The organism is Pseudomonas fluorescens (assembly GCF_012974785.1).
Taxonomy (GTDB): domain Bacteria; phylum Pseudomonadota; class Gammaproteobacteria; order Pseudomonadales; family Pseudomonadaceae; genus Aquipseudomonas; species Aquipseudomonas fluorescens_BT.
Window position 1 is genome coordinate 2,031,211 of the sequence record NZ_CP027561.1, and the last position, 24,780, is coordinate 2,055,990.

The following is a 24,780-nucleotide window of genomic DNA, read 5'->3' on the forward strand; positions in this document are numbered from 1 at the left end:
CCATGACTGCCGCCAAAGACCGCATTCTAGAGCTGCGCGCTGAACTCGATCAGCACAACTACCGTTACCACGTCCTCGATGAACCGAGCATTCCGGATGCCGAGTACGACCGGTTGTTCCACGAGCTCAAGGCGCTGGAAGCGGCCAACCCGGAACTGATCACCAGCGACTCGCCGACCCAGCGCGTCGGCAGCGTGGCGTTGACCGCGTTCACCCAGGTGCGTCACGAAGTACCGATGCTCAGCCTCGGCAACGCCTTCGAAGAAACCGACATGCGTGAGTTCGATCGCCGGGTGACCGAAGGTCTGGACTTGCCGGCCGGCGACCTGTTCGGCGGTGGCGCGGCGGTGGAATACAGCTGCGAGCCGAAGCTCGATGGCCTGGCGGTCAGCCTGTTGTATCAGGACGGCTTGCTGGTGCGCGGCGCCACCCGCGGCGACGGCACCACCGGCGAAGACATCAGCGTCAACGTCCGCACCGTGCGCAACATCCCTCTGAAGCTGCACGGCACAGGCTGGCCGGCGACCCTGGAAGTGCGCGGCGAAGTGTTCATGTCCAAGGCCGGTTTCGAACGCCTCAACGCCTCGCAACTGGAAGTCGGCGGCAAGACCTTCGCCAACCCGCGCAATGCTGCCGCCGGCAGCCTGCGTCAGCTGGATTCGAAGATCACCGCCAACCGCCCGCTGGAATTCTGCTGTTACGGCATCGGACAGGTGTCCCACGATATTTCCGACACTCACATCGGCAACCTCAAGCAACTGCAAGCCTGGGGCCTGCCGATCAGCCACGAATTGAAACTGGCCAAGGGCATCGGCGAATGCCTGGATTATTACCGCGATATCGGTGAGCGCCGGAACGCGCTGGCTTATGAAATCGATGGCGTGGTGTTCAAGGTCAACAGCATTGCCGACCAGCGCGAACTGGGCTTTCGCGCACGTGAACCGCGCTGGGCCATTGCGCACAAATTCCCGGCGATGGAAGAACTCACCGAATTGCTCGACGTGGAATTCCAGGTCGGTCGTACCGGTGCTGTCACGCCTGTGGCGCGGTTGAAACCGGTCAAGGTGGCCGGCGTCACCGTGGCCAATGCCACGCTGCACAACATGGACGAAGTCGCCCGGCTGGGACTGATGATTGGCGACACAGTGATCATTCGCCGCGCCGGTGACGTGATTCCGCAAGTGGTACAGGTGGTGACCGAGCGTCGTCCCGAAGATGCGCGGCCGGTGCAGATTCCCGAGAGCTGCCCGGTGTGCGGATCTCACGTCGAGCGCACGCAACTGGTCAAGCGCAGCAAGGGCAAGGAAACCATCAGCGAAGGTGCGGTGTATCGCTGCGTCGGCCGACTGGCCTGCGGTGCGCAACTCAAGCAGGCGATCATTCACTTCGTCTCCCGTCGGGCGATGGACATCGAAGGACTTGGCGACAAGAGTGTCGAGCAACTGGTCGACGAAGGTCTGGTCAGTTCGCCGGCCGATCTCTACGCCCTGAAGTTCGACGACATCGTCGACCTGGAAGGCTTTGCAGAGGTGTCGAGCAACAAGTTGCTGGCCGCCATCGAAGACAGCAAGAAACCGGGGTTGGCGCGCTTCATTTATGCGCTGGGCATTCCGGATGTCGGCGAGGAGACGGCCAAGGTGCTGGCGCGTTCGCTGGGGTCGCTGGAGCGTGTTCAGCAAGCCTTGCCGCAAGTGCTGACGTACCTGCCGGACATCGGCCTGGAAGTGGCCCACGAGATTCACAGCTTCTTTGAGGATGCGCACAACCAGCAGGTGATCACCGAGTTGCTGGGTCACGGTTTGCAGATTCAGGATCAGGGTGAGCTGGGCGCCGAGTTTGCCGCCAGCACCACCCTGGGCGGCTTCCTCGACAAGCTGCACATTCCTTCGGTCGGGCCGGGCGGGGCGCAGAAGCTGGCGGACAAGTTCGAGTCGCTGGAAGGGGTGATGAACGCTGACTGGCTGGACATGCGCCAGGCATTGCCGGAGAAGCAGGCCAACTCGGTTCGCGAGTTTTTCGCCTTGCCCGAGCATCGTCAACTGGCTGAAGACGCCGAGAAGCAACTGCGCGCTTTTGGCATGCACTGGAAGAGCGAAAAGAAAGTCGTCGAAGGCCTGCCGCTGGCCGGGGAAACCTGGGTGTTGACCGGCAAGGTCGAGCTGATGAGCCGCGACGTCGCCAAGGAACACCTGGAAAGCCTCGGCGCCAAGGTCGCCGGCTCCGTGTCGGCCAAGACCCACTGTGTGGTGGCCGGGCCGGGTGCCGGGTCGAAACTGACCAAGGCCAACGAACTGGGCGTGAAAGTGATGGATGAAGAGGCGTTTATCGCGTTCCTGAAAGGGCACGGTATTTCCGCCTGACGCAACGCGCGGGAACGATCAACTCGCGGGAATGATCTAGTCTTGGCAAGCCCAAGGGAGAGATCGCCATGTACCGCTTTTTCGAGCAGCTCAGTTCCCGCATTGTCGCGCCGTTCATGGGCGAATCCTCGCGCAACAGCAAGGTCTGGCCGTGTCGTTGCGGCCAGTCGCTGTTCTTTCGCAACAGCCAGTGCCTGGCCTGCAACGCGGCGCTGGGTTATCAACCGGAACACAGTCGGCTGACGTCGCTGCAACCGGGGCCACAGGAAGGCACCTGGACGCTGGACGTCGATCCCGAGGCCGGGCTGTTCCGGCGCTGCGCCAACCTCGATACCCCGGCGGCCTGCAACTGGCTGCTGCCCGCCAACGATCACGACACACTGTGCGCGGCCTGCGCTCTGAACCGCACCATCCCCGATCTTTCCGTCCCGGAAAACCCCGAACGCTGGCGCAAGGTGGAAATCGCCAAACGCCGACTGGTGGCGCAACTGATCAGCCTCGGCCTGCAGGTCATCCCGAAAACCGTCGATGAAGACACTGGTCTGGCGTTCGATTTCATCGGCGTCGATCTGCAAGGCAACGCGCCCATCACCGGCCATGCCAACGGCCTGATCACCCTCGACATCGCAGAAGCCGACGACGCCCACCGCGAGCGGGTCCGGGCGCAGATGCACGAGCCTTATCGCACGTTGCTCGGGCACTTTCGCCATGAGGTCGGGCATTACTACTGGGATCGACTGATCGACAACGGCCCGTGGCTGGGTTCGTTCCGCAACCTGTTCGGCGATGAACGCGCCAGTTATGCCGAGGCGCTGGAGCGGCATTATCAACAGGGCGCGCCGGCGGACTGGTCGCAGCATTACGTCAGCGCCTACGCCACCATGCACCCGTGGGAAGACTGGGCGGAAACCTGGGCGCATTACCTGCACATGATGGACGCGGTAGACACGGCGCTGGGTTTCGGCATGAGCGCCCGGGAGATGGACCTGGATTACCAGCCGTTTCCGTCGAGTACGCTGTACGACCCCGAACATCCCGGCGGCACGGCGTTCCTGTCGTTCGTCAACGCGTGGATCGAACTGGCGGGCATGCTCAACGAACTGTCGCGCAGCATGGGCCAGCCGGATTTCTATCCCTTCGTCCTGCCGCCGGCGGCGATCGCCAAGCTGCACTTCATTCATCTGGTGATCCAGCAGGAGGGCGGCCGCGCGGACGAGGTGCTTCAGGCGCAATAGCAAGTGCTTGAAGCCCTTCATATTTTTAATCTGCAACCAGCGGTTGTAACTTCGTCTCAGATAGGTACAATGGCGCGGCTCGCCGACAGGTGAGTGTCGTTATGGTGACCCTATCGGTCCCCCCGCAACGATTACCCGTGAACCTGGTCAGAGCCGGAAGGCAGCAGCCACAGCGGGAACATTGTGTGCCGGGGTGTGGCTGGTAGGGTTACCACCTTAACGAACATCGAACGAATCGACACCGAACTGCATGGGTTTCGCCCACTGCGGTTTTTTTATGCCTGCGATTTGGCGGTTCGTACCCAACCCCCTGCTCGTGAGGGCGCCGACACGGGGTAATCATTTGCTCTTCAATCGCGCATACTCGCAGCCACCGAAATAAATGAAGAGTCTGGCCAGGATCGACCCAGCAAGGTCTGCGCCCTGGCCGCGAGGTTTTATGCTCCCGGAACATTCCGATCTATCCAGCCCTGTGTTCTTGCCCGTCACGGATGAAACCTGCGCGAACCTGTTGCAGGCGAGTGGCACCAAAGCCCTCGAAGCCCTGACCGATCCCGAGTTGGCGGCAGTGCTGGTCATCCAGAATCTGGTGCAGACGTCAGAGCAGGATCTCGGTGCAGCTGCGGCTGAGAAGATTCTGGCCAAGCTCTTGTCCTGGGCTGTCGAAAAACGTCAGTCATCGACTGCCGGTCTGCTGTCCGAGGCGCAGCGACTGTTCGACCCGCGCAAACTGTATTTCGGCCTGAAGGTTCTCAAACCTCTGAACCTGCGTTTTCTGCTTTGCGAAGAAGTGTCCGCACGCGATTATTTGTTGCCCGATGGTCAATGGGATTTCGAATACAAGGTTCGGCGCCATCGCCGTCATGACCCGTTCAGCCAGCCGATAGTGACGCCCCGGCACCGTGAGCGCTGGTTGAGCCCGGCCCAGGACAAACTGGTCAGGACCTTTCGCGCCAACCTGGATGAAGACCTGCACGTTCAAGGCTATGCAGGAATCGGCAAAAGCCATCTGCTGGTGGCGCTGCTGGAACATCTTCGCCCGGAAAAGACCCTGTTGCTGGCGCGCACTCCGGCCAAGCTGGAAGTCCTTCGCCAGCGCATGGTGGGGTCAAGCGAGAAGAAGGCCGGCAAAACCTTTCTGGCATTTGCACAGTCGCTGATGCTCGGTCGCAGGCCTCAGGCCGAGGGGGCAGCTCGAGTCCCGAGTCGGCAGGCACTGGCACAGGAACTGAACATCTACGGTTTTCGCCACTACGACGGGCAGGCGACCCTTGAGCTCTGCCTCAAAGTGATCGAGCGCTACTGCCGTTTCCGCGACCACACTTTTTCCGCTAAGCATCTACCGCATTTCAACCAGCCGCTCTCGAGCGTGGATGCTCAGGTTCTGTTGGAGTATTCGAGCCGGGTGTGGGGCTACCTTGAGCTCAATCCGGCATGGGGCAGTCAGACCGGGTTCGAAGCGCTACTGATGATCAAGCGGGCCTGCATTGCCGGCTGCGCGGTGTCATCACGCTACACGCACGTGCTGATCGACGAGAGTCAGGACATTCCCGGGTCACTGTTACAGATCATCGAACGTGGCCGCCAAGTGTTGATCACCCTCGGCGACGAGTACCAACAGGCCAGCGGCGTGCCGGTCAAACGCCAGCGTGAGGTTCGCCAAAGCGATATCAGCTATTCCGTGCGCTCGGGCCGCAACGTCGAACGGCTGGTCAATCCGCTGATCGCCCGGCACTCGCAGAAGGGCAAGATTCCGTTCGAAGGCGCCAGTGATGCTGACGTCGTCATCAAGGAATATCCGGAAGGTTTCGTGCCATCCGAAGGTAGCGTCGTGCTGACGGCATCGCCCTGGGACACCATGATCTGGGCCATCCACCTGCACGATTCCAATTGCAAGTTCAGATTCTCCGACAAGCGAACTCAGGATGATCTGAAACATTTCATGGCCACGGCCATCGAACGGTTCAAGCCGGAGTTCTACCGCTCCGAATTCAGCGAAAATGGCGTGCACCCGTACTTCAGCGACCTGCCCGACTGGCAAGCCGTGTGCGACGCCAATCAGTTCGACGAGTCGTTTTTGCGGGTCAAGGCCAAGCTGGAAAACGGCTTCATGATTGCCGATCTGACGCGCCTGAACCGAATGATCGACAACGCCGGCAACAGTTGCCTGCTGATGCTGGCGGAGGAGGCGGGTGGCATGGAGTTCGACAAAGTGCTGCTGACTCCCGGCCTGCTGACAAACGAGAAATTCAAGGATGCCTACGCGTTCGATCAGCGGATCTGCGCCGTTTACATCGCCATCTCCCGCGCCAGGCTGAAGCTCTATGTGCCGTACGATGTGGTTGCGTGGGTCGAGTATCACGAATACCAGAAATTCCGCGATACGGCGGGGCATTGATGGTCTGGCTCACGGTTCGCCACCCGCGCTGCCGGTATACAACCGAATAATGTCATCAATCTCCCCCGACATTTTCATCCGCAGCAATGTCCTCAATATCCGCTGCACCGGCACATTCGGATCATTGCGCACATAGCAGCCGACCTGCTGCTCCTGCAATACCGCCACCGCTTGCAGTTGCTGCCCCGGCAGCAGGCGCTGGTTGAACCAGTCCAGGGTCCATTGATTGCTTACGGCGTAGCGGTAACGGCCAGCCAGCAGTTTGTCCAGGACCTGTTCCTGATTGCGCGCATCTTCGCGCCATAACCGGTCGGCGTCGAACAGTGGCTGAAGCGTGGGGTAGCTGTAACCGAGCACGGTGCCGATCGACTGACGGGGAAGGTCGGCCGGGTCGGACTGGGTCGGCAATCCCTGACGACTGATCAGCAGGTCGCGCTGGAAGAACAGCGGGATGCTCCAGATGTAATCGCCGGACAGGTTCGGCAACCAGGATTGTGCGGCATAGCAGCGCACGTCGACTTCGCCGTGTTCCATGGCGTTCTGCACCCGGGCGCGGGGCAGGACGTGAAATTGCGCCGGCACGCCGACCTGGGTCGCCAGGCTGAGCATCATGTCGTAGAGGATGCCCTGGGTCGGACGGCCGCGTTCGATTTGCACCATCGGCATCGCCCAGCTGTCGGCAACGACGAAGCGCAGCGGCGGTTGCGACGCCATCGCGCTCAGGCTCAATCCCAGTAATGCCCCCACGGCCCACCGCATAAACGCTCCGGTAATTCCCGATCCCGAGCCGACAAAAGCCCTCGCCCATGCAGCTTAGCCAGAATAGACGAGCACACCGGATGCAATTTTGCCCTTGCTCCGCTAGCATTAGCCGCTTCTGCTTCCTTTGCCGCGACGGTTTTCGATGAGTTATCAGGTTCTTGCACGTAAATGGCGTCCGCGCTCGTTCCGCGAAATGGTCGGCCAGACCCATGTGCTCAAGGCTCTGATCAATGCCTTGGACAGCCAGCGTCTGCACCACGCCTACCTGTTCACCGGGACGCGGGGCGTCGGCAAGACCACGATTGCGCGGATCATCGCCAAATGCCTGAACTGTGAAACAGGTATCACTTCAAGCCCCTGCGGCGAGTGTTCGGTGTGCCGCGAGATCGATGAAGGCCGCTTCGTCGACCTGATCGAGATCGACGCCGCGAGCCGGACCAAGGTCGAGGACACCCGCGAGCTGCTCGACAACGTGCAGTACGCCCCGAGCCGCGGGCGCTTCAAGGTCTACCTGATCGACGAAGTGCACATGCTCTCCAGCCATTCCTTCAATGCGCTGCTCAAAACCCTCGAAGAGCCGCCGCCCTACGTCAAGTTCATCCTGGCGACCACCGACCCGCAGAAACTTCCGGCAACGATTTTGTCGCGATGCCTGCAGTTCTCCTTGAAGAACATGACGCCCGAGCGTGTGGTCGAGCATTTGACGCATGTCCTGACCGCCGAAAACGTACCGTTCGAAGACGACGCCCTGTGGCTGCTCGGCCGCGCGGCCGATGGTTCGATGCGCGACGCCATGAGCCTGACCGACCAGGCCATCGCCTTCGGTGAGGGCAAGGTTCTGGCCACCGACGTACGGGCGATGCTCGGCACGCTGGACCATGGTCAGGTCTATGACGTACTGCATTCCTTGATCGAGGGTGACGCCAGGGCGTTGCTCGAAGCCGTGCGTCATCTGGCCGAACAGGGGCCGGACTGGAACGGCGTGCTCTCGGAAATTCTCAATGTGCTGCACCGTGTCGCCATCGCCCAGGCGTTGCCGGAAGGTGTCGACAATGGCCACGGCGATCGTGACCGGGTGCTGGCACTGGCCCAGGCCCTGCCGGCCGAAGACGTGCAGTTCTACTACCAGATGGGCCTGATCGGTCGCCGTGACTTGCCGCTGGCGCCGGACCCGCGAGGCGGTTTCGAAATGGTGCTGCTGCGGATGCTGGCCTTCCGACCCGCAGATACGGCGGACGCCCCGAGGCAACCGCTAAAGCCAGTGGGGATCAGCCAGGCCACAGTTGATTCCGCAAACTCAGTGGCTGCCGCGCCTAAACCTGCGCCGGTAGTTGCTGCGGCTGTTGCGCCGGCGCCAGCGCCGGTGGTTGCACCTGCGCCGGCTCCTGAGCCTGCACCGGTTGCCCCGGTGCTTGCGCCTGAACCCGTTCCTGAGCCCGAGCCCGAGCCGGTCGCCGTCGAAGAAGTCGTCGATCTGCCGTGGAACGACCCGGTAGAGCCGGCGCCTGTGCAGCAGCCAGCGGTCGAGCCGGTGCTGGAAACCACCGCCGAGCAGCCGGACCTGCCGCCAATGCCGCTGCCGACCCCGGACAGCGTCGTGCCGGACGCACCGGAGTGGGCCGCCGCGCCGATCCCCGAGCCATCGGTAGCCGACGTCGATGCCGCCACGCCGGGCATGGACATGGATGACGAGCCGCCGCTGGACGAGGACTACATCGAGCCGGACATGGATTCGGCCTACAGTTACCTCGACGATCTGGCCAGCGAACACGCGGCCGATCCGGTGCCGGAGCCCGAGCCGGAACCTGCCGCCGCGCCGGCCACCGGTCTGGCGCTGCAATGGCTGGAGCTGTTCCCGCAACTGCCGATCTCCGGCATGACCGGCAGCATCGCCGCCAACTGCACGCTGATCGCGGTCGATGGCGACAACTGGCTGATGCACCTGGACCCGGCCCACAGCGCCTTGTTCAACGCCACCCAGCAGCGTCGTCTGAACGATGCGCTGAACCAGTTCCACGGGCGCACGCTGACCCTGACCATCGAGCTGATCAAGCCCGAGCAGGAAACCCCGGCCCAGGCCGCGTCCCGGCGCCGTGCCAACCGTCAGCGCGAGGCGGAGGAATCGATCCACGGCGATCCGTTCATCCAGCAGATGGTGCAGCAGTTCGGTGCGGTCGTGCGACACGATACTATTGAACCTGTCGACGCCCTGGTCAGTCAGGGCTAATAACTGAGAGCGTCCGGCCTGTGTGGCCGGGCGCTGTTTTGATCCAAGTACTTTTGAGGTGATTCCCATGATGAAAGGTGGCATGGCCGGCCTGATGAAGCAGGCGCAGCAGATGCAGGAAAAAATGGCCAAGATGCAGGAAGAGCTGGCCAACGCCGAAGTCACCGGCAAAGCCGGTGGCGATCTGGTCACCGTGGTCATGACCGGTCGTCATGACGTGAAGAAAGTCAGCATCGACCCGAGCGTACTGCCGGGCCTGGATGAAGACGACCGCGAAGTGGTCGAGGATCTGGTGGCCGCTGCCGTCAACGCCGCCGTGCGTCAGATCGAAGCCAACAGCCAGGCGAAAATGGGCAGCATGACCGCTGGCATGAACCTGCCGGCCGGTATGAAACTGCCGTTCTGATTCGCCTTGGCGGGTTGGATGAGCTACAAAAATGCCAGGCATCGCGCCTGGCATTTTTGTTTCCGGCCGGTAGAGATGTGTTGGCTGTAATGACGCCTTCGCGAGCAAGCCCGCTCCCACATGGGATTGCATTTCAAATGTGGGAGCGGGCTTGCTCGCGAAAGCGTCAACACGATTTGCCGGAATAAACATCGAACACCCCACCGCCCCAAGGGTCTGCTTCCTATACCCTCGAATTCACCCTTCACAGGAGACGCTGACATGTCCGACCCTCTGACCCTCAATCAACGCTTCGTGCTGGCCTCGCGGCCGGTGGGCGCGCCGACGCCCGAGAACTTCCGTCTGGAGCGTGAGGCGCTGCCTGACCTTGAAGACGGCCAGGTGTTGCTCAAGACCCTGTACCTGTCGCTCGATCCCTACATGCGCGGACGCATGAGTGACGCGCCGTCCTACGCGGCGCCGGTACAAATCGGCGAGGTCATGACCGGCGGGGCTGTCAGCCGGGTCGAACAGTCGCGTCATCCGAAATTCCACCCCGGCGATCTGGTCGTCGGTGCCACCGGCTGGCAAAGCCACAGCATCAGCGACGGCCGCAACATCATCCCGATCCCGTCCGGCCTGCCGAGCCCGTCGATGGCGCTCGGTGTGCTGGGCATGCCCGGCATGACCGCGTACATGGGACTGATGGACATCGGCCAGCCAAAAGAAGGGGAAACCCTGGTGGTTGCCGCTGCGTCCGGCGCGGTGGGTTCAGTGGTAGGCCAGGTGGCGAAGATCAAAGGCCTGCGCGCCGTTGGCGTGGCCGGTGGAGCCGAGAAATGCAAGTACGTGGTCGAGGAACTGGGCTTCGACGCCTGTATCGATCACAAGGCGCCGGACTTCGCCGAGCAGTTGGCCAAAGCCTGCCCGAAAGGCATCGATATCTACTATGAAAACGTCGGCGGGCATGTCTTCGATGCCGTCGTCCCGCTGCTCAATCCCAAGGCGCGGATCCCTCTGTGTGGCCTGATTGCCGGTTACAACGCAACGGAAGCGCCGAATGGCCCGGATCGCCTGCCTGCCTTGCAGCGCACCTTGCTGACCAAGCGCGTACGGATTCAGGGCTTTATTGTGTTCGACGATTACGGCGACCGTCAGCCGGAATTCATCAGCGCCATGGTGCCGTGGGTGCGCGATGGCAAGGTGAAATTCCGCGAAGACGTGGTCGAGGGCCTGGAGCAGGCGCCGCAAGCGTTTATCGGACTGCTGGAGGGGCGCAACTTCGGCAAACTGGTGGTGAAGGTCGCCCAGGACTGAGGATTTGACGCTGGCCGGAGGCGCGGGTATAAACCGCGTCTCGTTGTTTTGTCGGACTTTTTCCCCATGAGCTTCAGCCCTTTGATTCGCCAACTGATCGACGCCCTGCGAATTCTGCCGGGCGTGGGTCAGAAAACTGCCCAGCGTATGGCGTTGCAGTTGCTCGAACGTGACCGCAGCGGCGGCACGCGCCTGGCCCAGGCCTTGAGTCAGGCCATGGAAGGGGTCGGACACTGCCGCCAGTGCCGTACGCTGACCGAAGACGATCTGTGCCCGCAATGCGCCGATACGCGCCGTGACGACACGCTGTTGTGCGTGGTGGAAGGGCCGATGGATGTCTACGCGGTCGAGCAGACCGGATTCCGTGGCCGTTACTTCGTGCTCAAGGGGCATCTGTCTCCGCTGGACGGGCTCGGCCCGGAGGCCATCGGTATTCCGCAGTTGATGGCACGGATCGAAGAGGCGGGCACTTTTACCGAAGTCATCCTCGCCACCAACCCGACCGTGGAAGGTGAAGCCACTGCGCACTACATTGCCCAGTTGCTCAACAACAAAGGTTTGATCGCCTCGCGCATCGCTCACGGCGTGCCGCTGGGCGGTGAACTGGAGCTGGTGGACGGCGGCACGCTGGCCCACTCGTTTGCCGGGCGCAAGCCGATTTCCCTCTGAACCCCACAATCCTGTTGAAAACCAAGCAAGCGCTCGGTTAAGTTCGGCGAACCCTTCCATGGAGTTCGCCGATGCCCGCCTTCCAGGAATACTTCGACCTCAGCCACCAAATGGTCCGCGACAGCGTCAGACGTTTCGTCGAGCGCGAGATCCTGCCGGACATCGATGCGTGGGAGGAAGCCGAGAGCTTCCCCCGTGAGCTGTATCTAAAGGCCGGTGCAGCCGGCATCCTCGGCATCGGTTATCCCGAAGCACTGGGCGGCAGTCACGAGGGTGACCTGTTCGCCAAGATCGCCGCCAGCGAAGAACTGATGCGCTGTGGCTCCGGCGGGCTGGTGGCCGGACTCGGCTCGCTCGACATCGGTTTGCCGCCGATCGTCAAATGGGCCCGGCCCGAAGTGCGTGACCGCGTCGTGCCTCTGGTACTCAGTGGCGAGAAGATCAGCGCCCTGGCGGTGACCGAGCCGGGCGGCGGTTCCGATGTCGCCAACTTGCAGACCCGCGCCGTACGCGATGGCGATCATTACCGGGTCAGCGGCAGCAAAACCTTCATCACCAGCGGCGTGCGCGCCGACTTCTACACCGTCGCGGTGCGTACCGGCGCGCCCGGTTTTGGCGGCATCAGCCTGTTGTTGATCGAGAAGGGCACACCCGGTTTCGCCGTCGGCCGGCAGCTGAAGAAAATGGGCTGGTGGGCGTCGGACACGGCTGAATTGTTCTTCGACGATTGCCGGGTGCCTGTAGGAAACCTGATCGGAGCTGAAAACATGGGATTCGCGTGCATCATGGGCAACTTCCAGAGCGAGCGTCTGGCCTTGGCGCTGATGGCCAACATGACCGCGCAACTGGCACTGGAAGAGAGTTTGAAGTGGGCGAAGGAGCGTGAGGCGTTCGGCAAACCCATCGGCAAGTTCCAGGTGATCAAGCATCGCCTCGCGGAAATGGCCACGGCGCTGGAGGTCTCACGGGAGTTCACCTACCGGCAGGCGGCGAAGATGGCGGCGGGGCAGAGCGTGATCAAGGAAATCTCCATGGCCAAAAACTTCGCCACGGACACCTCGGACCGCATCACCACCGAAGCGGTGCAGATTCTTGGCGGGTTGGGTTATATGCGCGAAAGTCTGGTGGAGCGGCTGTATCGGGATAACCGCATCCTGTCGATTGGCGGCGGGACGCGGGAAGTGATGAACGAGATCATCAGCAAGCAGATGGGACTTTGATCTGTTGTGAGGATCGAGGCCCCATCGCTAGCAGGCTAGCTCCCACATTTGGAATGCATTCCCTTGTGGGAGCTAGCCTGCTAGCGATCGCGTTCGAAAGGGCGCTACTTATTTATCAGTCAACGCAAACTGCGTCAGGCAGAAAGTAGGAATCCCCATGTCCTCCAGACGCTGCGAACCACCCAGCTCTGGCAGATCGATGATCGCCGCCGCTTCATGAACGCGGGCGCCCATGCGACGGATCAGGTTGGCCGCTGCGAGCAGCGTGCCGCCGGTGGCGATCAGATCATCGAACATCACCACCGAATCGCCTTCGCACAGGCTGTCGGCGTGCACTTCCAGAAACGCTTCGCCGTACTCGGTCGCGTAACCTTCGGCCAGCACGTCCGCCGGCAGCTTGCCTTGCTTGCGGAACAGCACCAGCGGCTTGTTCAACTGATAGGCCAGCACCGAACCGATCAGAAAACCACGCGCATCCATCGCGCCGATGTGGGTGAAGTCGGCTTCCACGTACCGGTGGGCGAAACTGTCCATCACCAGGCGCAAAGCCTTGGGCGACTGGAACAGCGGGGTGATGTCGCGAAAGATCACGCCCGGTTTCGGGAAATCGATCACAGGGCGGATCAGGGATTTGATGTCGAAGGAGTCGAAGACCATCGTCGAGGTGTCCTGGCAGGGCTGCAAACGGCGCAGTATACCCGCGGCTGAAACGATACGCTCGGCCGCGGGACGAGATCAGACTTCGAGCGAGCCGCCGGCCAGGGCGCAGAGCTGGATCGGGTCGAGGATATGGATTTCCTTGCCCTCGGCGGCGATCAGTTCGTTCTGCTGGAAGCGGGTGAAGACCCGGGACACGGTTTCCACCGCCAGCCCCAGGTAGTTGCCGATTTCATTGCGCGACATGCTCAGGCGGAACTGGTTGGCCGAGAACCCGCGAGCGCGGAAGCGTGCAGACAGGTTGACCAGGAACGTGGCGATGCGCTCGTCGGCGGTTTTCTTCGACAGCAGCAACATCATTTGCTGATCATCGCGGATTTCCCGGCTCATTACGCGCATCAACTGACGGCGCAGTTGCGGCAATTGCAGGGCCAGTTCGTCGAGGCGTTCGAACGGAATTTCACAAACCGAAGTGGTTTCCAGCGCCTGGGCGGAAACCGGGTGTTTCTCGGTGTCCATGCCGGACAGGCCGACCAGTTCGCTCGGCAGGTGGAAGCCGGTCAGTTGCTCTTCGCCGGTGTCGCTCAGGCTGAAGGTCTTCAGGGCGCCGGAGCGTACTGCATAAACGGAATCGAAGGTGTCGCCCTGGCGGAACAGGAACTCACCCTTTTTCAACGGGCGGCCACGTTTAACGATTTCGTCCAGCGCATCCATGTCTTCCAGATTCAGCGAAAGTGGCAGGCAGAGAGGGGCCAGGCTGCAATCCTTGCAATTAGCCTGGTTATGAGCGCGCAGTTTAACTGGCTCGGACATTTCTTAAATCCTTGTGGGAAAACACACATAAGGCGTAAGGGTAACCCAGCGGAGGACATTCAGGCCAGCGATTGCCTGCACGGCATAAAGCTGCAGGGACGACGGCCGATAAACAGGTATCTGACGGCTTGCAAGGAACCGCTTCGATGACTGCTATTGGTACGCTGCCCCCCGGTAACAACGGCGTTGCGTCGTTGCCGGAAAGTGCAGAGACCGCCCTCGGCCATAAGGCCGGCACAGATGAAGCATCATTGGGAACCCCGACCTTGGTCGAGGGCGTCAAAGTGTCGCTGTCCGGTGCCGCCATTGAAAAATCCGCCGGTGCCGGCGGGAAAAACCGTGATATCGAAGAAAGCGGTTTGCCGGAAAACGTTCAGCAATTGCTGAAGATGATTCGCAAGTTACGCCAGCAGATCGCCGAGAAGAACGCCCAGATCAACGCGCTGATGGCCAGCAAGACCCTCTCCAGCGAAGAGCGATTCGCCAAAATCTCAGCTCTCAAAGGCGTCATCTCTGCCCTCAACAACGGCCTGATCACCGCCAACCTGTCCCTGGCCAAGGTCATCGGCCAGTCGGGTCTGACCTCGGACCAGAACCTGAAAACCAACGCCTTGCTGATGAAAGGTTAAATCACCCGCGAGAACCGCTGACGGTTCTGCTGTTCCAGGTACGCATCGAACACCATACACACCGAACGCACCAGCAATCGGCCGGCCGGCAGCACGGTGATGCGCTCGCGATCCAGTTCGATCAGCCCGTCCTGCGCCATGCCCTGCAACTGCGGCCAGAGCGCGCCGAAGTAACCCTGAAAATCGATGTTGAAACTGCGCTCGATCTCGGCGAAATCCAGGCTGAAGTTGCAGATCAGTTGCTGAATCACTGCGCGGCGCAGGCGGTCGTCGGCATTGCACACCAGGCCACGACTGGTGGCCAGTTGTGCGCCCGCGAGGGTGTTCTGGTAGTGATTGAGATCGCTGCTGTTCTGGCAGTACAGGTCGCCGATCTGACTGATCGCCGACACGCCAAGACCGATCAGGTCGCAATGACCGTGGGTGGTGTAGCCCTGGAAGTTGCGTTGCAGGGTCGATTCTTCCTGGGCAATCGCCAGCTCATCGTCGGGCAGGGCGAAGTGGTCCATGCCGATGTAGCGGTAGCCGGCAGCAGTCAGTTGTTCGATGGTGCGTTGCAGCATTTCCAGCTTTTGCGCCGGGCTCGGCAGTTCGTTGCCGTTGATCCGCCGCTGCGGCATGAAGCGTTCCGGCAGGTGCGCGTAGTTGAACACCGAGAGCCGGTCCGGTTGCAGGCTGATGACTTCCTCGACGGTGCGGGCGAAGTTGTCCGGCGTCTGTTTGGGCAAACCGTAGATCAGGTCGATGTTGATCGAGCGAAATTGCAGGGTACGCGCCGCGTCGATCACCGCGCGGGTTTCTTCCAGGCTTTGCAGGCGATTGACCGCCCGCTGTACCGCCGGGTCGAGATCCTGCAGGCCGATGCTGACCCGGTTGAAGCCCAGCTCACGCAGCAGGCCCATGGTCGACCAGTCGGCTTCGCGCGGGTCGATCTCGATGCCGTAATCGCCGGAGTCGTCATCCAGCAGATTGAAATGCTTGCGCAGGTGCGCCATCAGTTGCCGCAATTCATCGTGGCTGAGAAAGGTCGGCGTGCCGCCACCGAAGTGCAGTTGCTCGACTTTCTGCGCCGGGTCGAGGTGGCAGGCGATCAGCTGGATTTCCTGCTCGAGCCGTTGCAGATACGGCAACGCTCGGCCGCGATCCTTGGTGATGACCTTGTTGCAGGCGCAGTAGTAGCAAATGTTCGCGCAGAACGGCACGTGCACGTACAGCGACAGCGGGCGCAGGGCCTTGCGGCTGTCGCGCAGGGCGTGAAACAGGTCGAAGGTGCCGACCTGACTGTGAAATTGCACGGCCGTCGGGTACGAGGTGTAGCGCGGCCCCGCCAGGTCGTAGCGGCGGATCAAATCGGTGTCCCAACGAATGGCGTCGAGCATGCGGGCATTCCCCCGGATAGGCTGGCAGTGTGCCGAGTCTAGGGGGGAGCGCGAAAAGGCATCTTGATTTGCATCAACGGGGAGGATTTGTATAAGTCATGCGGCCCCATCGCGAGCAGGCTCGCTCCCACGGGGGATTTCTGGTGCTCACTCGATCAATGTGGGAGCGAGCCTGCTCGCGAAGGTCGCACCGCCGATTTAATGGCCCATCAACCAGTGCTGGTGCGGCCCCGGCAGGGTCCAGATGCCGAACAGGATCACCAGCAGACCGCCGGCCATGCGCACGCTGCGTTTGCGCAACAGCGCCGTGACCCGCTCGGCTGCCAGCCCGGTGGCGAGCAACACCGGCCAGGTACCGAGCCCGAAGGCGAGCATCAACAATGCGCTGTCGACCGCATTGCCCTGGCTGGCCGACCACAGCAATGTGCTGTAAACCAGACCGCAGGGCAGCCAGCCCCACAGTGCGCCAAGCAGCAGGGCGCGGGGCAGGCTCGACACCGGCAGCAGACGATTGGCGACAGGCTGAATGTAACGCCATAGTCCGCGACCCAGGCTTTCGATGCGGGTCAGACCGCTCCACCAGCCCGCCAGATACAGGCCCATGGCGATCAGCAGCAACCCGGCCAAAACCCGCATGAACAGCGCGGCGGGACTGTTGGCCACCGCCCAGCCGGCCAGCCCGATCAGCAGACCGGCCGTGGCATAGCTGAGGATTCGTCCGAGGTTGTAGGCCAGCAGCAATCGAAAGCGTCGGCTGCGTTGTTCCTTGGGAATCGCCAGGGTCAGCGCGCCCATCAAGCCGCCGCACATGCCCAGGCAATGGCCGCCACCGAGCAGGCCGAGAATCAACGCAGACACCAGCAGCGGCGCCAGTTCAAGCATGGGGTGGCGCCTTGTCGTCCGGTTTGGCGGGGTTGGCTTCGTCCACAGCGGCGGTGTGGTTCGGGTCCTGGTCGTCGAACAGGATGCTGTGGGCCGGACCGTCGAGGTCATCGTACTGGCCGCTGTCCACCGCCCAGAAGAAGATGTAGACGGCGATGGCCACGATCAGCAGCGCGGCCGGGATCATCACGTAGAGAGCTGGCATCTGTACTCCATGCCCGTGCGGCTCAGGCCGGCAGCGGGCGGGTTTCTGACGTGGTGTTGACGGCCGGCGCACTCGGCAGGCGAGTCAGGCGCAGGGCGTTGAGCACCACGGTCAGCGAACTGATCGACATGCCGACAGCGGCCCACACTGGCGTGATCCAGCCGAGGGCGGCGAACGGCAACATGAGGCCATTGTACAGCGCGGCCCACAACAGGTTCTCGATGATCACCCGACGGGTGCGGCGGGCCAGCGTGAAGGCCTGTACCAGCGCGTCGAGCCGGTTGGACAGCAGCACCGCATCGGCACTGGTTTTCGCCAGATCGGTGGCCGAGCCCATGGCCACGCTGATGTCCGCGGCAGCCAATACCGGCACGTCGTTGACCCCGTCGCCGAGCATCAACACCTTGCGGCCGGCCTTGTGCAGTTGTTGCAGCACTTGCAGCTTGTCGTCCGGACGCAAACCGCCCCGGGCCTCATCGATGCCCAGTTCGGCAGCGACACTGGCAACCATCGGCGAACTGTCACCCGACAGCAGCAGCGTGTGCCAGCCGCGGGCCTTGCACGCGGCGAGCAGCGCGGGGGCGTCGGCGCGCAGACGATCATCGAGGACGAACCAGGCCAACGGTCCCTGAGCGTCACCGAGCAACAACCATTGGCCCGGTTCGTCGGGCATTGATGGTACGGGCGCGCCGCTGAGATCACAGACAAAATCAGCCTGCCCAATGCGCAAACGCTGTTCTGCGACCAGGCCTTCAAGCCCGAGCCCCGGTGTGCTGTGAACCTCTTCGGCGGCCAGCGGCGCCCGGCCGAAGGCCCGGGCAATCGGGTGTTCCGAACGGTTCTCCAGCGCAGCGGCCAGGCTCAGGCACCGATCACTGTCGAGGGCGCCGAGCGGGCGGATCGAACGCAGCACCAGTCGGCCCTCAGTGAGGGTGCCGGTCTTGTCGAAAATCACCGTGTCGATCTGGTTCAGGCCTTCCAGCACATGGCCGCGTGTCAACAGCAGGCCGAGTTTGTGCAGGGTGCCGGTGGCGGCGGTGAGTGCGGTCGGCGTTGCCAGTGACAATGCGCATGGGCAAGTGGCAACCAGCATCGCCAGAACGATCCAGAACGCTCGCGAAGAATCCAGTTCCCACCACAGCAGGCCGATGGCGGCCGCCGCGATCAACGACAGCAACAGAAACCATTGAGCGGCGCGGTCGGCGATTTCCGCCAGGCGTGGTTTCTCTGCCTGAGCGCGATCCAGCAAACGCACGATGGCCGACAGCCGCGTGTCCTGGCCGAGCGCCTGCACTTGAACAGTCAGCGCACCTTCTACGTTCAGCGTGCCGGCGGTGACGGCATCGCCCGGTGTGCGCGGTTGCGGCAGGTATTCGCCGGTCAGCAGCGATTCATCGATGCTCGACTGACCGTCGAGGATCTTGCCGTCCGCCGGCAGCACCGAGCCGGGCTGCACGAGTACGCGGTCGCCAAGACGCAGCTCGCTGAGCAGGATGCGTTCACTGTGGCCGGTGTCGTCGAGGCGCAGGCACGAGGCGGGCAACAGATTGACCAGTTGCGCGGTGGCAGCGGCGGTGCGTTCCCGGGCGCGGCGTTCGAGGTAGCGTCCGGCGAGCAGGAAAAGCGCGAACATCCCGACTGCGTCGAAATACAGCTCGCCGACCCCGGTGATCGAGGTCCAGATCCCGGCGATATAAGCCGCGCCGATCGCCAGCGAGACCGAAACGTCCATGGTCAGATGACGAGTGCGCAGATCGCGCATGGCCCCTTTGAAAAACGGCGCGCAGCTGTAGAACACAATCGGCGTGGTGAGGAACAGCGCGACCCAGCGCAGGATCGTGTGCAGCTCCGGGCTGAGGTCGATGTTGAATTCCGGCCAGGTCGCCATGGTCGCCATCATCGCCTGGAACCACAATAGCCCGGCAACACCGAGCTGACGCAGGGCCAGGCGGTTTTCACTGGCCAGTTGTTCGCTGGCGCGGTCGGCCTGATACGGGTGCGCGACGTAGCCGATGTGGCGCAGTTCGCCGAGGATCTGGCTCAGCGGCAACTGAGCGTCAGCCCAGCGCACATGCAGGCGATGATTGGACAGGTTCAGCCGCGCCTCGGCCACGGCGGGCAGGGTGCGCAGGTGTTTCTCGATCAGCCAGCCGCAGGCGGCGCAACTGATGCCTTCCATCAGCAGCGTGGTTTCCGCCAGCTCACCTTCGTGGCGCACGAAAGGTTGCTGCACGTCGGCGCGGTCGTACAGCGCCAGCTCGTCCACCAGTTGCACCGGCAGCGTCTCGGGGTTGGCCGAGGCTTCGCTGCGGTGTTGGTAATAGCTTTCCAGTCCACCGGCGACGATGGCTTCGGCCACGGCCTGACAGCCGGGGCAGCAGAACTCGCGGGACTCCCCGAGCACGACGGCGGTGAAGCGGCTGCCGGACGGGACGGGCAGGGCGCAGTGGTAGCAGGGGATGGGGGTGGTCATGGCATTGTCGAGGGGATAAACCCTTGGAATCGAGTGGTCCGCTTGCCCTCACCCCAGCCCTCTCCCGGAGGGAGAGGGGGCCGATTGATGTGAGCCGGAAAAATGGGTTCAGTCAGCGCAATCGTCACTGGCGAATATCAAGTCTGCAAACACCCGAGATCAGTTCCCTCTCCAGGGGGGGAGGGGGCACTTGCAGGCTGCTTACTTCTTCAGGTCTTCAGCACCCTGCAGCGGCTCGTCGCCCAATAACAAATCCTTGTCATGACTGACCAGCTCTTCCTCGAACATCCGCCACACGTGATCGTCCTGAGTACCCAGCAACTCAACAAAACGTCGGCCTTCGATCTTGTCGCTCAACTGGCCGATGTACCGACCGGTTTCAGTCTCGCTGCGAGCCAGGACGATCTTGCGATCCTTGTCCGGCTGGGTCGGCGAGATCAGGTTCAGTTCCAGGGTTTTCGGCTGGCTGTCGCCGCTCAGGCGCAGGTCGACTTCGCCGGTGACGTCATCCAGGTGCACGGCAGCGCGCATCTTCAGGGTCTGCGCCAGCAGTTCACGGTCCAGCGAACGGTTGATGCCCTTGCCGGCCTCGTAGTAGTTGTCGTTGACCAGGTTGTCCGGGTTGTTCACCGCGATGGTCACCATGGACAGGGTCAGGGTCACCGAGCAGGCCAGAATCCCGATGATGATCCACGGCCAGAGATGCTTGTACCAGGGGCTTGCGGCGTTTGCTGCGGGCATGTTCAGTTCTCTCAACGATTCTGTGGGCCGATGAACCGGCTCTTGGCTTCTACGTGGACGCTGTCGTCATCGGCATCCTTGAGGATGAATTTCACCTCGTTGGTGCTCGACGGCAGTTGTTCGGGCGCGCTCGACAGTTCGACCGGCATGCTGAAGATTTCCCCGGCCGGCACTTTGATCTCGCGCTTGCCTTGCAGGCGCAGATCCGGCAATCCGGCGGCTTCCAGCACATACGTGTGGTCGCGCTGATCCTTGTTCATGATCTTCAGGCTATAGACGTTTTCGATCCGGCCTTCGGCGTTTTCGCGGTACAGCACGCGGTCCTTGCTGACGTCGAAACCGACCAGCGAACGCATGAAGAATGCTGTCACCAGCAAGCTGATCATCGCCAGCAGCACCACGGCATAACCGATCAGGCGCGGACGCAGTTTATGGGTTTTCTGCCCGGACAGGTTGTGTTCGGTGGTGTAGCTGATCAGCCCGCGCGGGTAGTCCATCTTGTCCATGATGCTGTCGCAGGCATCGATGCACGCGGCGCAGCCAATGCACTCGATCTGCAGGCCGTCGCGGATGTCGATGCCGGTCGGGCAGACCTGGACGCACATGGTGCAATCGATGCAATCGCCCAGGCCCTGGGCCTTGTAGTCGACGCCTTTCTTGCGCGGGCCACGGCTTTCGCCGCGACGCGGGTCGTAGGAGACGATCAGGGTGTCCTTGTCGAACATCACGCTCTGGAAGCGCGCATACGGGCACATGTAGATGCACACCTGCTCACGCAGCCAGCCGGCGTTGCCGTAGGTGGCGAGGGTGAAGAAGCCGACCCAGAAATACGACCAGCCATCGGCTTGCCCTGTGAAGAAGTCGAACACCAGTTCGCGGATCGGCGAGAAATAGCCGACGAAGGTCATGCCGGTGACGAAACCGATCAGCAGCCACATGGCGTGCTTGGCGAACTTGCGCAGGAACTTGTTGGCACTCATGGGTGCCTTGTCGAGCTTGATGCGCTGGTTGCGGTCGCCTTCGGTGACCTTTTCGCACCACATGAAAATCCATGTCCACACGCTTTGCGGACAGGTATAGCCGCACCAGACCCGGCCGGCGTACACCGTGATGAAGAACAGGCCGAACGCGGCAATGATCAGCAGGCCCGAAAGCAGAATGAAATCCTGCGGCCAGAACGTGGCGCCGAAGATGAAGAACTTGCGCTCCGGCAGGTTCCACCACACGGCCTGGTGGCCGCCCCAGTTCAACCACACCGTACCGAAGTACAACAGGAACAGCGCCGTTCCACCCATCATCCGCAGATTGCGGAACAGGCCGGTGAAAGCACGGGTGTAGATTTTTTCTCGAGAGGCGTAAAGGTCGACGCTGTTGTTCGCGTTCTTGCTGGGTGGCGTGACGTCGTGTACCGGAATCTGGTTGCTCATCATTGCATCCCACGGCAGTGGAAAAATGCCTCGGTCGATACGTGCCGGCCGGGGTCAGAAAGGGTGTTGCGGTGGCGCAATGATACGCCTGTGATGCCGACGAACGGGTGCGACCTTTGGTCGCGTTGGGCAAAATCAATTGATGGTGTAATGACTTGAATCAATTGACTTGTAAGGGATTACCCTTTTTTGCCCGGCTATGACTGAGTCTAGGCGATCCGTCGCCGTTGCGCTGCCTGGTGATCTGCGTGGCTGAAAATAGGCTCGTTGCTGTCCGGTTGTCCAGACTTCGAGAAACAGGGATGAAGTAAGAAGTTCTGGTTTCTGTTAGTTGCATGTCTGAAACAAGTTTATTTAATTGTCTGTGTTGTGTGCTTTGAAAGGTTTCGTTTAATCGAATATGTTTGCGGCTGGCGATATTCAGTTGCCAGTTCGTATTCGAGTTAAATGGAGTTTCAAGGTTATGGCTTTAAATGGAGTTGTAAGGTTTCTGCTGGGTGTCTGTTTGTTTTCTTCTGTTACTTTGGCTCATGCCGTTGAGGGCATGCCACGGCATATGGTGTTCGCGTCCGATACGCAATATCCATGGACCGACAAGACTGACAGCGGAGAGCCGGAATCCGATGCGGACTTCGAAAAACGCGCCAAGTGGCTGGTGGACAGCCAGTTGGGCAGTATTGCCGAGTTTCGAAATGCCCACGGGGGGCAGGCGGCAGTCCCGTTGATGATCAATGGTGACATGACCGCTTTCGGTCACGGTTGGCAGCGCTCGTATATGAAGTCGGCCCTGCAAAAGTACTTCAAGGACGATTATCTGTATGGTTTGGGTAATCATGATTACGAGAATAACGTGGACGACTGTTTCAGCAATAGTTGTGCGGCGGGCAGTGTTGTCGAGTTCAATGAACATCATAAAGGGAAGGTGGATAACTTTGATCTCAAGGTGACGGGTGCTTTTCTGGGTGTTCGCTATTCGGGCAGTCTCGCCTACTCGAAAAGCATCGGCGAAGTTCACCTTGTGCAGCTTAATAATGAACCCACCTACACCACGAAGATCGCTCATGCATTGAATCCGACAACCTTCAATATCACCAGCGCACTGGACTGGCTGGAAAACGATTTGAGGGTGGCGAGAGCCCAGGGTTACGCGATCATCATCAACATGCACAAGTGGGATGACTGGCAGGGAGACTGGCAACAGGAGCAACGCTTTCTGGACATGGTCGAAAAGTATCAAGTCACCGCCATCTTTGCAGGTCATTACCATAGGCGAGGGGGTGGCAAGCGCTGGATGGGTCAGGTGCCGATGTTTCTCAGCGGCGCAACGTCCCAGCAGACGTACCTGACCGCCAGCTTCTCAGGTGATCGCAAGCAGTTGCAGGTCAACCTGATCGAGAACAATGACTGGAAAAACCCGCGTTTCGTGCACTCGGTTCCGGTGAAGTCCATCTGGGCCAATCGGCCTGAGTAATGTCCGGTTCACCGCCTTCATTGGTTTTATCCGGAGCACCGGACTTTATTCAGGGATGACAATGTATGAACGAAAGCACTCTCAAGGCACTTGGCGTTACTCAGGAAGCAATTGATGCACTGAACGTCGTTCTCAATAGCGCCATTCCGGGCGTCTCCGTTGCCGCCGCGCACTTGCAAGCGGCGCTGGCAGCGCTTGAGTCGGCCGACGCTGCAGAGCAGACGAAGGAGCCGGCCAGACAACACAAACCTTCGGGCCTGGACAGTCTTGGCGCAGGCAATATTCTTTGAATCAATAGAGAGGAAACAAAAAGGCCCCGCCAGTTCTCACGGGCGGGGCCTTTTTTCGCTTCAAGCGTCGGCCTTACTGAGCCTCTGCTTCCGGTGCTTTTTCACCGTGAGACAGGCTGTAAACATAAGCCGCCAGCAGGTGAACCTTGTCGTTGCCTTGCAATTGTTCCTGGGCAGGCATCTGGCCCTGACGGCCGTAACGAATGGTCTGCTGCAGTTGCGCGAAGCTCGAACCGTAGATGAACGCGGCCGGGTGGGTCAGGTTGGGGGCGCCCATGGCTGGCGTACCTTTACCTTCCGGACCGTGGCAGGCCACGCAGTTGGCAGCGAACAGCTTCTGGCCGTTGGCCGGATCCGCCTTGGTGTCTTCCGGCAGCTTGCGGCCATCCAGATTGGTCAGCACGAACGCGGCCACGTCGGCCACGCCTTGCTCACCGATCACTTCAGCCCAGGCCGGCATCACCGCGTGACGACCGCCCATGATGGTGGTCTTGATGGTTTCCGGCTCGCCGCCCCAGCGCCAGTCGGCGTCGGTCAGGTTCGGGAAACCATAAGCGCCCTTGGCGTCGGAACCGTGGCAGACCGAGCAGTTGGAGGCAAACAGACGGCCACCCATCTTCAGGGCTTGCGGATCCTTCGCCACTTCTTCAATCGGCATGGCGGCGAACTTGGCGAAGATCGGACCGAACTTGGCGTCCGAGCGCGCCATTTCCTTTTCCCACTCGTGAACGCCGGTCCAGCCGGTCTGGCCGTTGGCGAACGCGGTCTGCTTCTCGGTATCGAGGTAGTTGTAGCCCGGCAGCAGGCCTTTCCAGTTGCCCAGGCCCGGGTACAGCACCAGATAACCCAGCGCAAACACGATGGTGCCCACGAACAGCATGAACCACCATTTCGGCAGCGGGTTGTCGTACTCCTCGATACCGTCGAAGGAGTGGCCGACCGTCTCGTCGGTCTGCTCGGTGCGCTGGCCCTTGCGGGTCGACAGCAACAGCCAGGTCAGGGAAAAGATCGTACCGAGACTGAGGACTGTGACGTACAGACTCCAGAATGTAGTCATTCTTTGTTACTCCTAGAAGCTTGCTCGACGTGCTTGATGGCTTCGGGATCATCCGCGAAGGGCAGCAAGGTCGCGTCTTCAAACTCCGACTTGCGCTTGGGGCTGAACACCCACAACGCCAGGCCGATGAAGGCAACCATCACGACAACGGTGCCCAGGCCTCGAATCATCCCGATATCCATT

At 61.3% G+C, this 24,780-nt stretch carries 22 protein-coding genes and 1 other RNA gene; 12 read left to right on the forward strand and 11 right to left on the reverse strand.

Annotation, left to right across the window (positions count from 1 at the left end):
* The first annotated feature begins 2 nt into the window (after nucleotides 1-2).
* From ligA to C6Y56_RS09175, 4 genes are all read left to right on the forward strand, one after another.
* A complete protein-coding gene (ligA, locus tag C6Y56_RS09160; protein ID WP_169429578.1) occupies nucleotides 3-2,360 on the forward strand; it encodes an NAD-dependent DNA ligase LigA in 2,358 nt (785 codons plus the stop codon).
* Between the two features lie 68 nt (nucleotides 2,361-2,428).
* Nucleotides 2,429-3,595 (forward strand): zinc-binding metallopeptidase family protein, encoded by a 1,167-nt coding sequence (locus C6Y56_RS09165; protein WP_169429579.1) that lies wholly within the window; start codon nucleotides 2,429-2,431, stop codon nucleotides 3,593-3,595.
* A 111-nt stretch (nucleotides 3,596-3,706) separates the two neighbouring features.
* Nucleotides 3,707-3,803, forward strand: an RNA gene (gene ffs, locus C6Y56_RS09170) — signal recognition particle sRNA small type.
* A gap of 231 nt (nucleotides 3,804-4,034) precedes the next feature.
* On the forward strand, nucleotides 4,035-5,993 hold the full coding sequence (locus C6Y56_RS09175) for a hypothetical protein (RefSeq protein WP_169429580.1): 1,959 nt from the start codon (nucleotides 4,035-4,037) through the stop codon (nucleotides 5,991-5,993).
* A 9-nt stretch (nucleotides 5,994-6,002) separates the two neighbouring features.
* Here the strand turns inward: C6Y56_RS09175 and C6Y56_RS09180 are convergent, their stop codons facing one another.
* Nucleotides 6,003-6,752, reverse strand: coding sequence for a substrate-binding periplasmic protein (locus C6Y56_RS09180; protein WP_169429581.1), 750 nt, complete (start codon nucleotides 6,750-6,752; stop codon nucleotides 6,003-6,005).
* A 145-nt stretch (nucleotides 6,753-6,897) separates the two neighbouring features.
* Here C6Y56_RS09180 and dnaX point away from each other — a divergent pair, with 145 nt between their 5' ends.
* The 5 genes from dnaX (at nucleotide 6,898) to C6Y56_RS09205 (ending at nucleotide 12,573) form a co-directional block, all read left to right on the forward strand.
* A complete protein-coding gene (gene dnaX / locus C6Y56_RS09185) occupies nucleotides 6,898-8,982 on the forward strand; it encodes a DNA polymerase III subunit gamma/tau (protein WP_169429582.1) in 2,085 nt (694 codons plus the stop codon).
* 67 nt (nucleotides 8,983-9,049) lie between these two features.
* Nucleotides 9,050-9,388: a YbaB/EbfC family nucleoid-associated protein gene (locus C6Y56_RS09190; protein ID WP_007951650.1), complete on the forward strand. Its 339-nt coding sequence runs from the start codon at nucleotides 9,050-9,052 to the stop codon at nucleotides 9,386-9,388.
* 261 nt (nucleotides 9,389-9,649) lie between these two features.
* Nucleotides 9,650-10,684 carry an NADP-dependent oxidoreductase gene (locus C6Y56_RS09195; protein WP_169429583.1) on the forward strand — a complete coding sequence of 345 codons (1,035 nt, stop codon included), beginning with the start codon at nucleotides 9,650-9,652 and terminating at the stop codon, nucleotides 10,682-10,684.
* A 66-nt stretch (nucleotides 10,685-10,750) separates the two neighbouring features.
* Nucleotides 10,751-11,353 carry a recombination mediator RecR gene (gene recR, locus C6Y56_RS09200; RefSeq protein ID WP_085711931.1) on the forward strand — a complete coding sequence of 201 codons (603 nt, stop codon included), beginning with the start codon at nucleotides 10,751-10,753 and terminating at the stop codon, nucleotides 11,351-11,353.
* Between the two features lie 71 nt (nucleotides 11,354-11,424).
* Nucleotides 11,425-12,573, forward strand: a complete 1,149-nt coding sequence (locus C6Y56_RS09205; protein ID WP_169429584.1) for an acyl-CoA dehydrogenase family protein — start codon at nucleotides 11,425-11,427, stop codon at nucleotides 12,571-12,573.
* Nucleotides 12,574-12,681: 108 nt separating this feature from the next.
* On the opposite strand, the gene C6Y56_RS09210 is transcribed toward C6Y56_RS09205, so the two are convergent.
* Together C6Y56_RS09210 and fnr are read right to left on the reverse strand one after the other, a co-directional pair.
* Complete coding sequence (locus tag C6Y56_RS09210; protein WP_169429585.1) at nucleotides 12,682-13,230, reverse strand: adenine phosphoribosyltransferase; 549 nt, start codon at nucleotides 13,228-13,230, stop codon at nucleotides 12,682-12,684.
* Between the two features lie 78 nt (nucleotides 13,231-13,308).
* Nucleotides 13,309-14,043: a fumarate/nitrate reduction transcriptional regulator Fnr gene (gene fnr, locus C6Y56_RS09215; protein ID WP_007951654.1), complete on the reverse strand. Its 735-nt coding sequence runs from the start codon at nucleotides 14,041-14,043 to the stop codon at nucleotides 13,309-13,311.
* Between the two features lie 146 nt (nucleotides 14,044-14,189).
* On the opposite strand from fnr, the gene C6Y56_RS09220 reads away from it, so the two are divergent.
* On the forward strand, nucleotides 14,190-14,672 hold the full coding sequence (locus C6Y56_RS09220) for a hypothetical protein (RefSeq protein ID WP_169429586.1): 483 nt from the start codon (nucleotides 14,190-14,192) through the stop codon (nucleotides 14,670-14,672).
* Here C6Y56_RS09220 and hemN read toward each other — a convergent pair.
* The 6 genes from hemN to ccoG form a co-directional block, all read right to left on the reverse strand.
* Nucleotides 14,669-16,051 (reverse strand): oxygen-independent coproporphyrinogen III oxidase, encoded by a 1,383-nt coding sequence (hemN, locus tag C6Y56_RS09225; protein ID WP_011333280.1) that lies wholly within the window; start codon nucleotides 16,049-16,051, stop codon nucleotides 14,669-14,671. The two genes, C6Y56_RS09220 and hemN, sit on opposite strands and share 4 nt — an antisense overlap.
* Before the next feature lie 198 nt (nucleotides 16,052-16,249).
* Nucleotides 16,250-16,933 carry a sulfite exporter TauE/SafE family protein gene (locus C6Y56_RS09230; protein ID WP_169429587.1) on the reverse strand — a complete coding sequence of 228 codons (684 nt, stop codon included), beginning with the start codon at nucleotides 16,931-16,933 and terminating at the stop codon, nucleotides 16,250-16,252.
* On the reverse strand, nucleotides 16,926-17,138 hold the full coding sequence (gene ccoS, locus C6Y56_RS09235) for a cbb3-type cytochrome oxidase assembly protein CcoS (protein ID WP_007951659.1): 213 nt from the start codon (nucleotides 17,136-17,138) through the stop codon (nucleotides 16,926-16,928). The genes C6Y56_RS09230 and ccoS overlap by 8 nt, the downstream gene beginning before the upstream one ends.
* Nucleotides 17,139-17,160: 22 nt before the next feature.
* Nucleotides 17,161-19,611, reverse strand: coding sequence for a heavy metal translocating P-type ATPase (locus C6Y56_RS09240; protein WP_169429588.1), 2,451 nt, complete (start codon nucleotides 19,609-19,611; stop codon nucleotides 17,161-17,163).
* Nucleotides 19,612-19,812: 201 nt separating this feature from the next.
* On the reverse strand, nucleotides 19,813-20,352 hold the full coding sequence (locus tag C6Y56_RS09245; protein WP_169429589.1) for a FixH family protein: 540 nt from the start codon (nucleotides 20,350-20,352) through the stop codon (nucleotides 19,813-19,815).
* A gap of 11 nt (nucleotides 20,353-20,363) precedes the next feature.
* Nucleotides 20,364-21,779, reverse strand: a complete 1,416-nt coding sequence (ccoG, locus tag C6Y56_RS09250; RefSeq protein WP_169429590.1) for a cytochrome c oxidase accessory protein CcoG — start codon at nucleotides 21,777-21,779, stop codon at nucleotides 20,364-20,366.
* A gap of 463 nt (nucleotides 21,780-22,242) precedes the next feature.
* Between ccoG and C6Y56_RS09255 the strand changes: the two genes are divergently transcribed.
* On the forward strand, nucleotides 22,243-23,250 hold the full coding sequence (locus C6Y56_RS09255) for a metallophosphoesterase family protein (RefSeq protein ID WP_169429591.1): 1,008 nt from the start codon (nucleotides 22,243-22,245) through the stop codon (nucleotides 23,248-23,250).
* Nucleotides 23,251-23,315: 65 nt separating this feature from the next.
* A complete protein-coding gene (locus C6Y56_RS09260; RefSeq protein ID WP_169429592.1) occupies nucleotides 23,316-23,540 on the forward strand; it encodes a hypothetical protein in 225 nt (74 codons plus the stop codon).
* Nucleotides 23,541-23,613: 73 nt separating this feature from the next.
* Here C6Y56_RS09260 and ccoP read toward each other — a convergent pair whose 3' ends face one another.
* Nucleotides 23,614-24,597 carry a cytochrome-c oxidase, cbb3-type subunit III gene (ccoP, locus tag C6Y56_RS09265; protein ID WP_169429593.1) on the reverse strand — a complete coding sequence of 328 codons (984 nt, stop codon included), beginning with the start codon at nucleotides 24,595-24,597 and terminating at the stop codon, nucleotides 23,614-23,616.
* Nucleotides 24,594-24,779: a CcoQ/FixQ family Cbb3-type cytochrome c oxidase assembly chaperone gene (locus tag C6Y56_RS09270; RefSeq protein WP_003175465.1), complete on the reverse strand. Its 186-nt coding sequence runs from the start codon at nucleotides 24,777-24,779 to the stop codon at nucleotides 24,594-24,596. The genes ccoP and C6Y56_RS09270 overlap by 4 nt, the downstream gene beginning before the upstream one ends.
* Nucleotide 24,780: the final 1 nt, after the last annotated feature.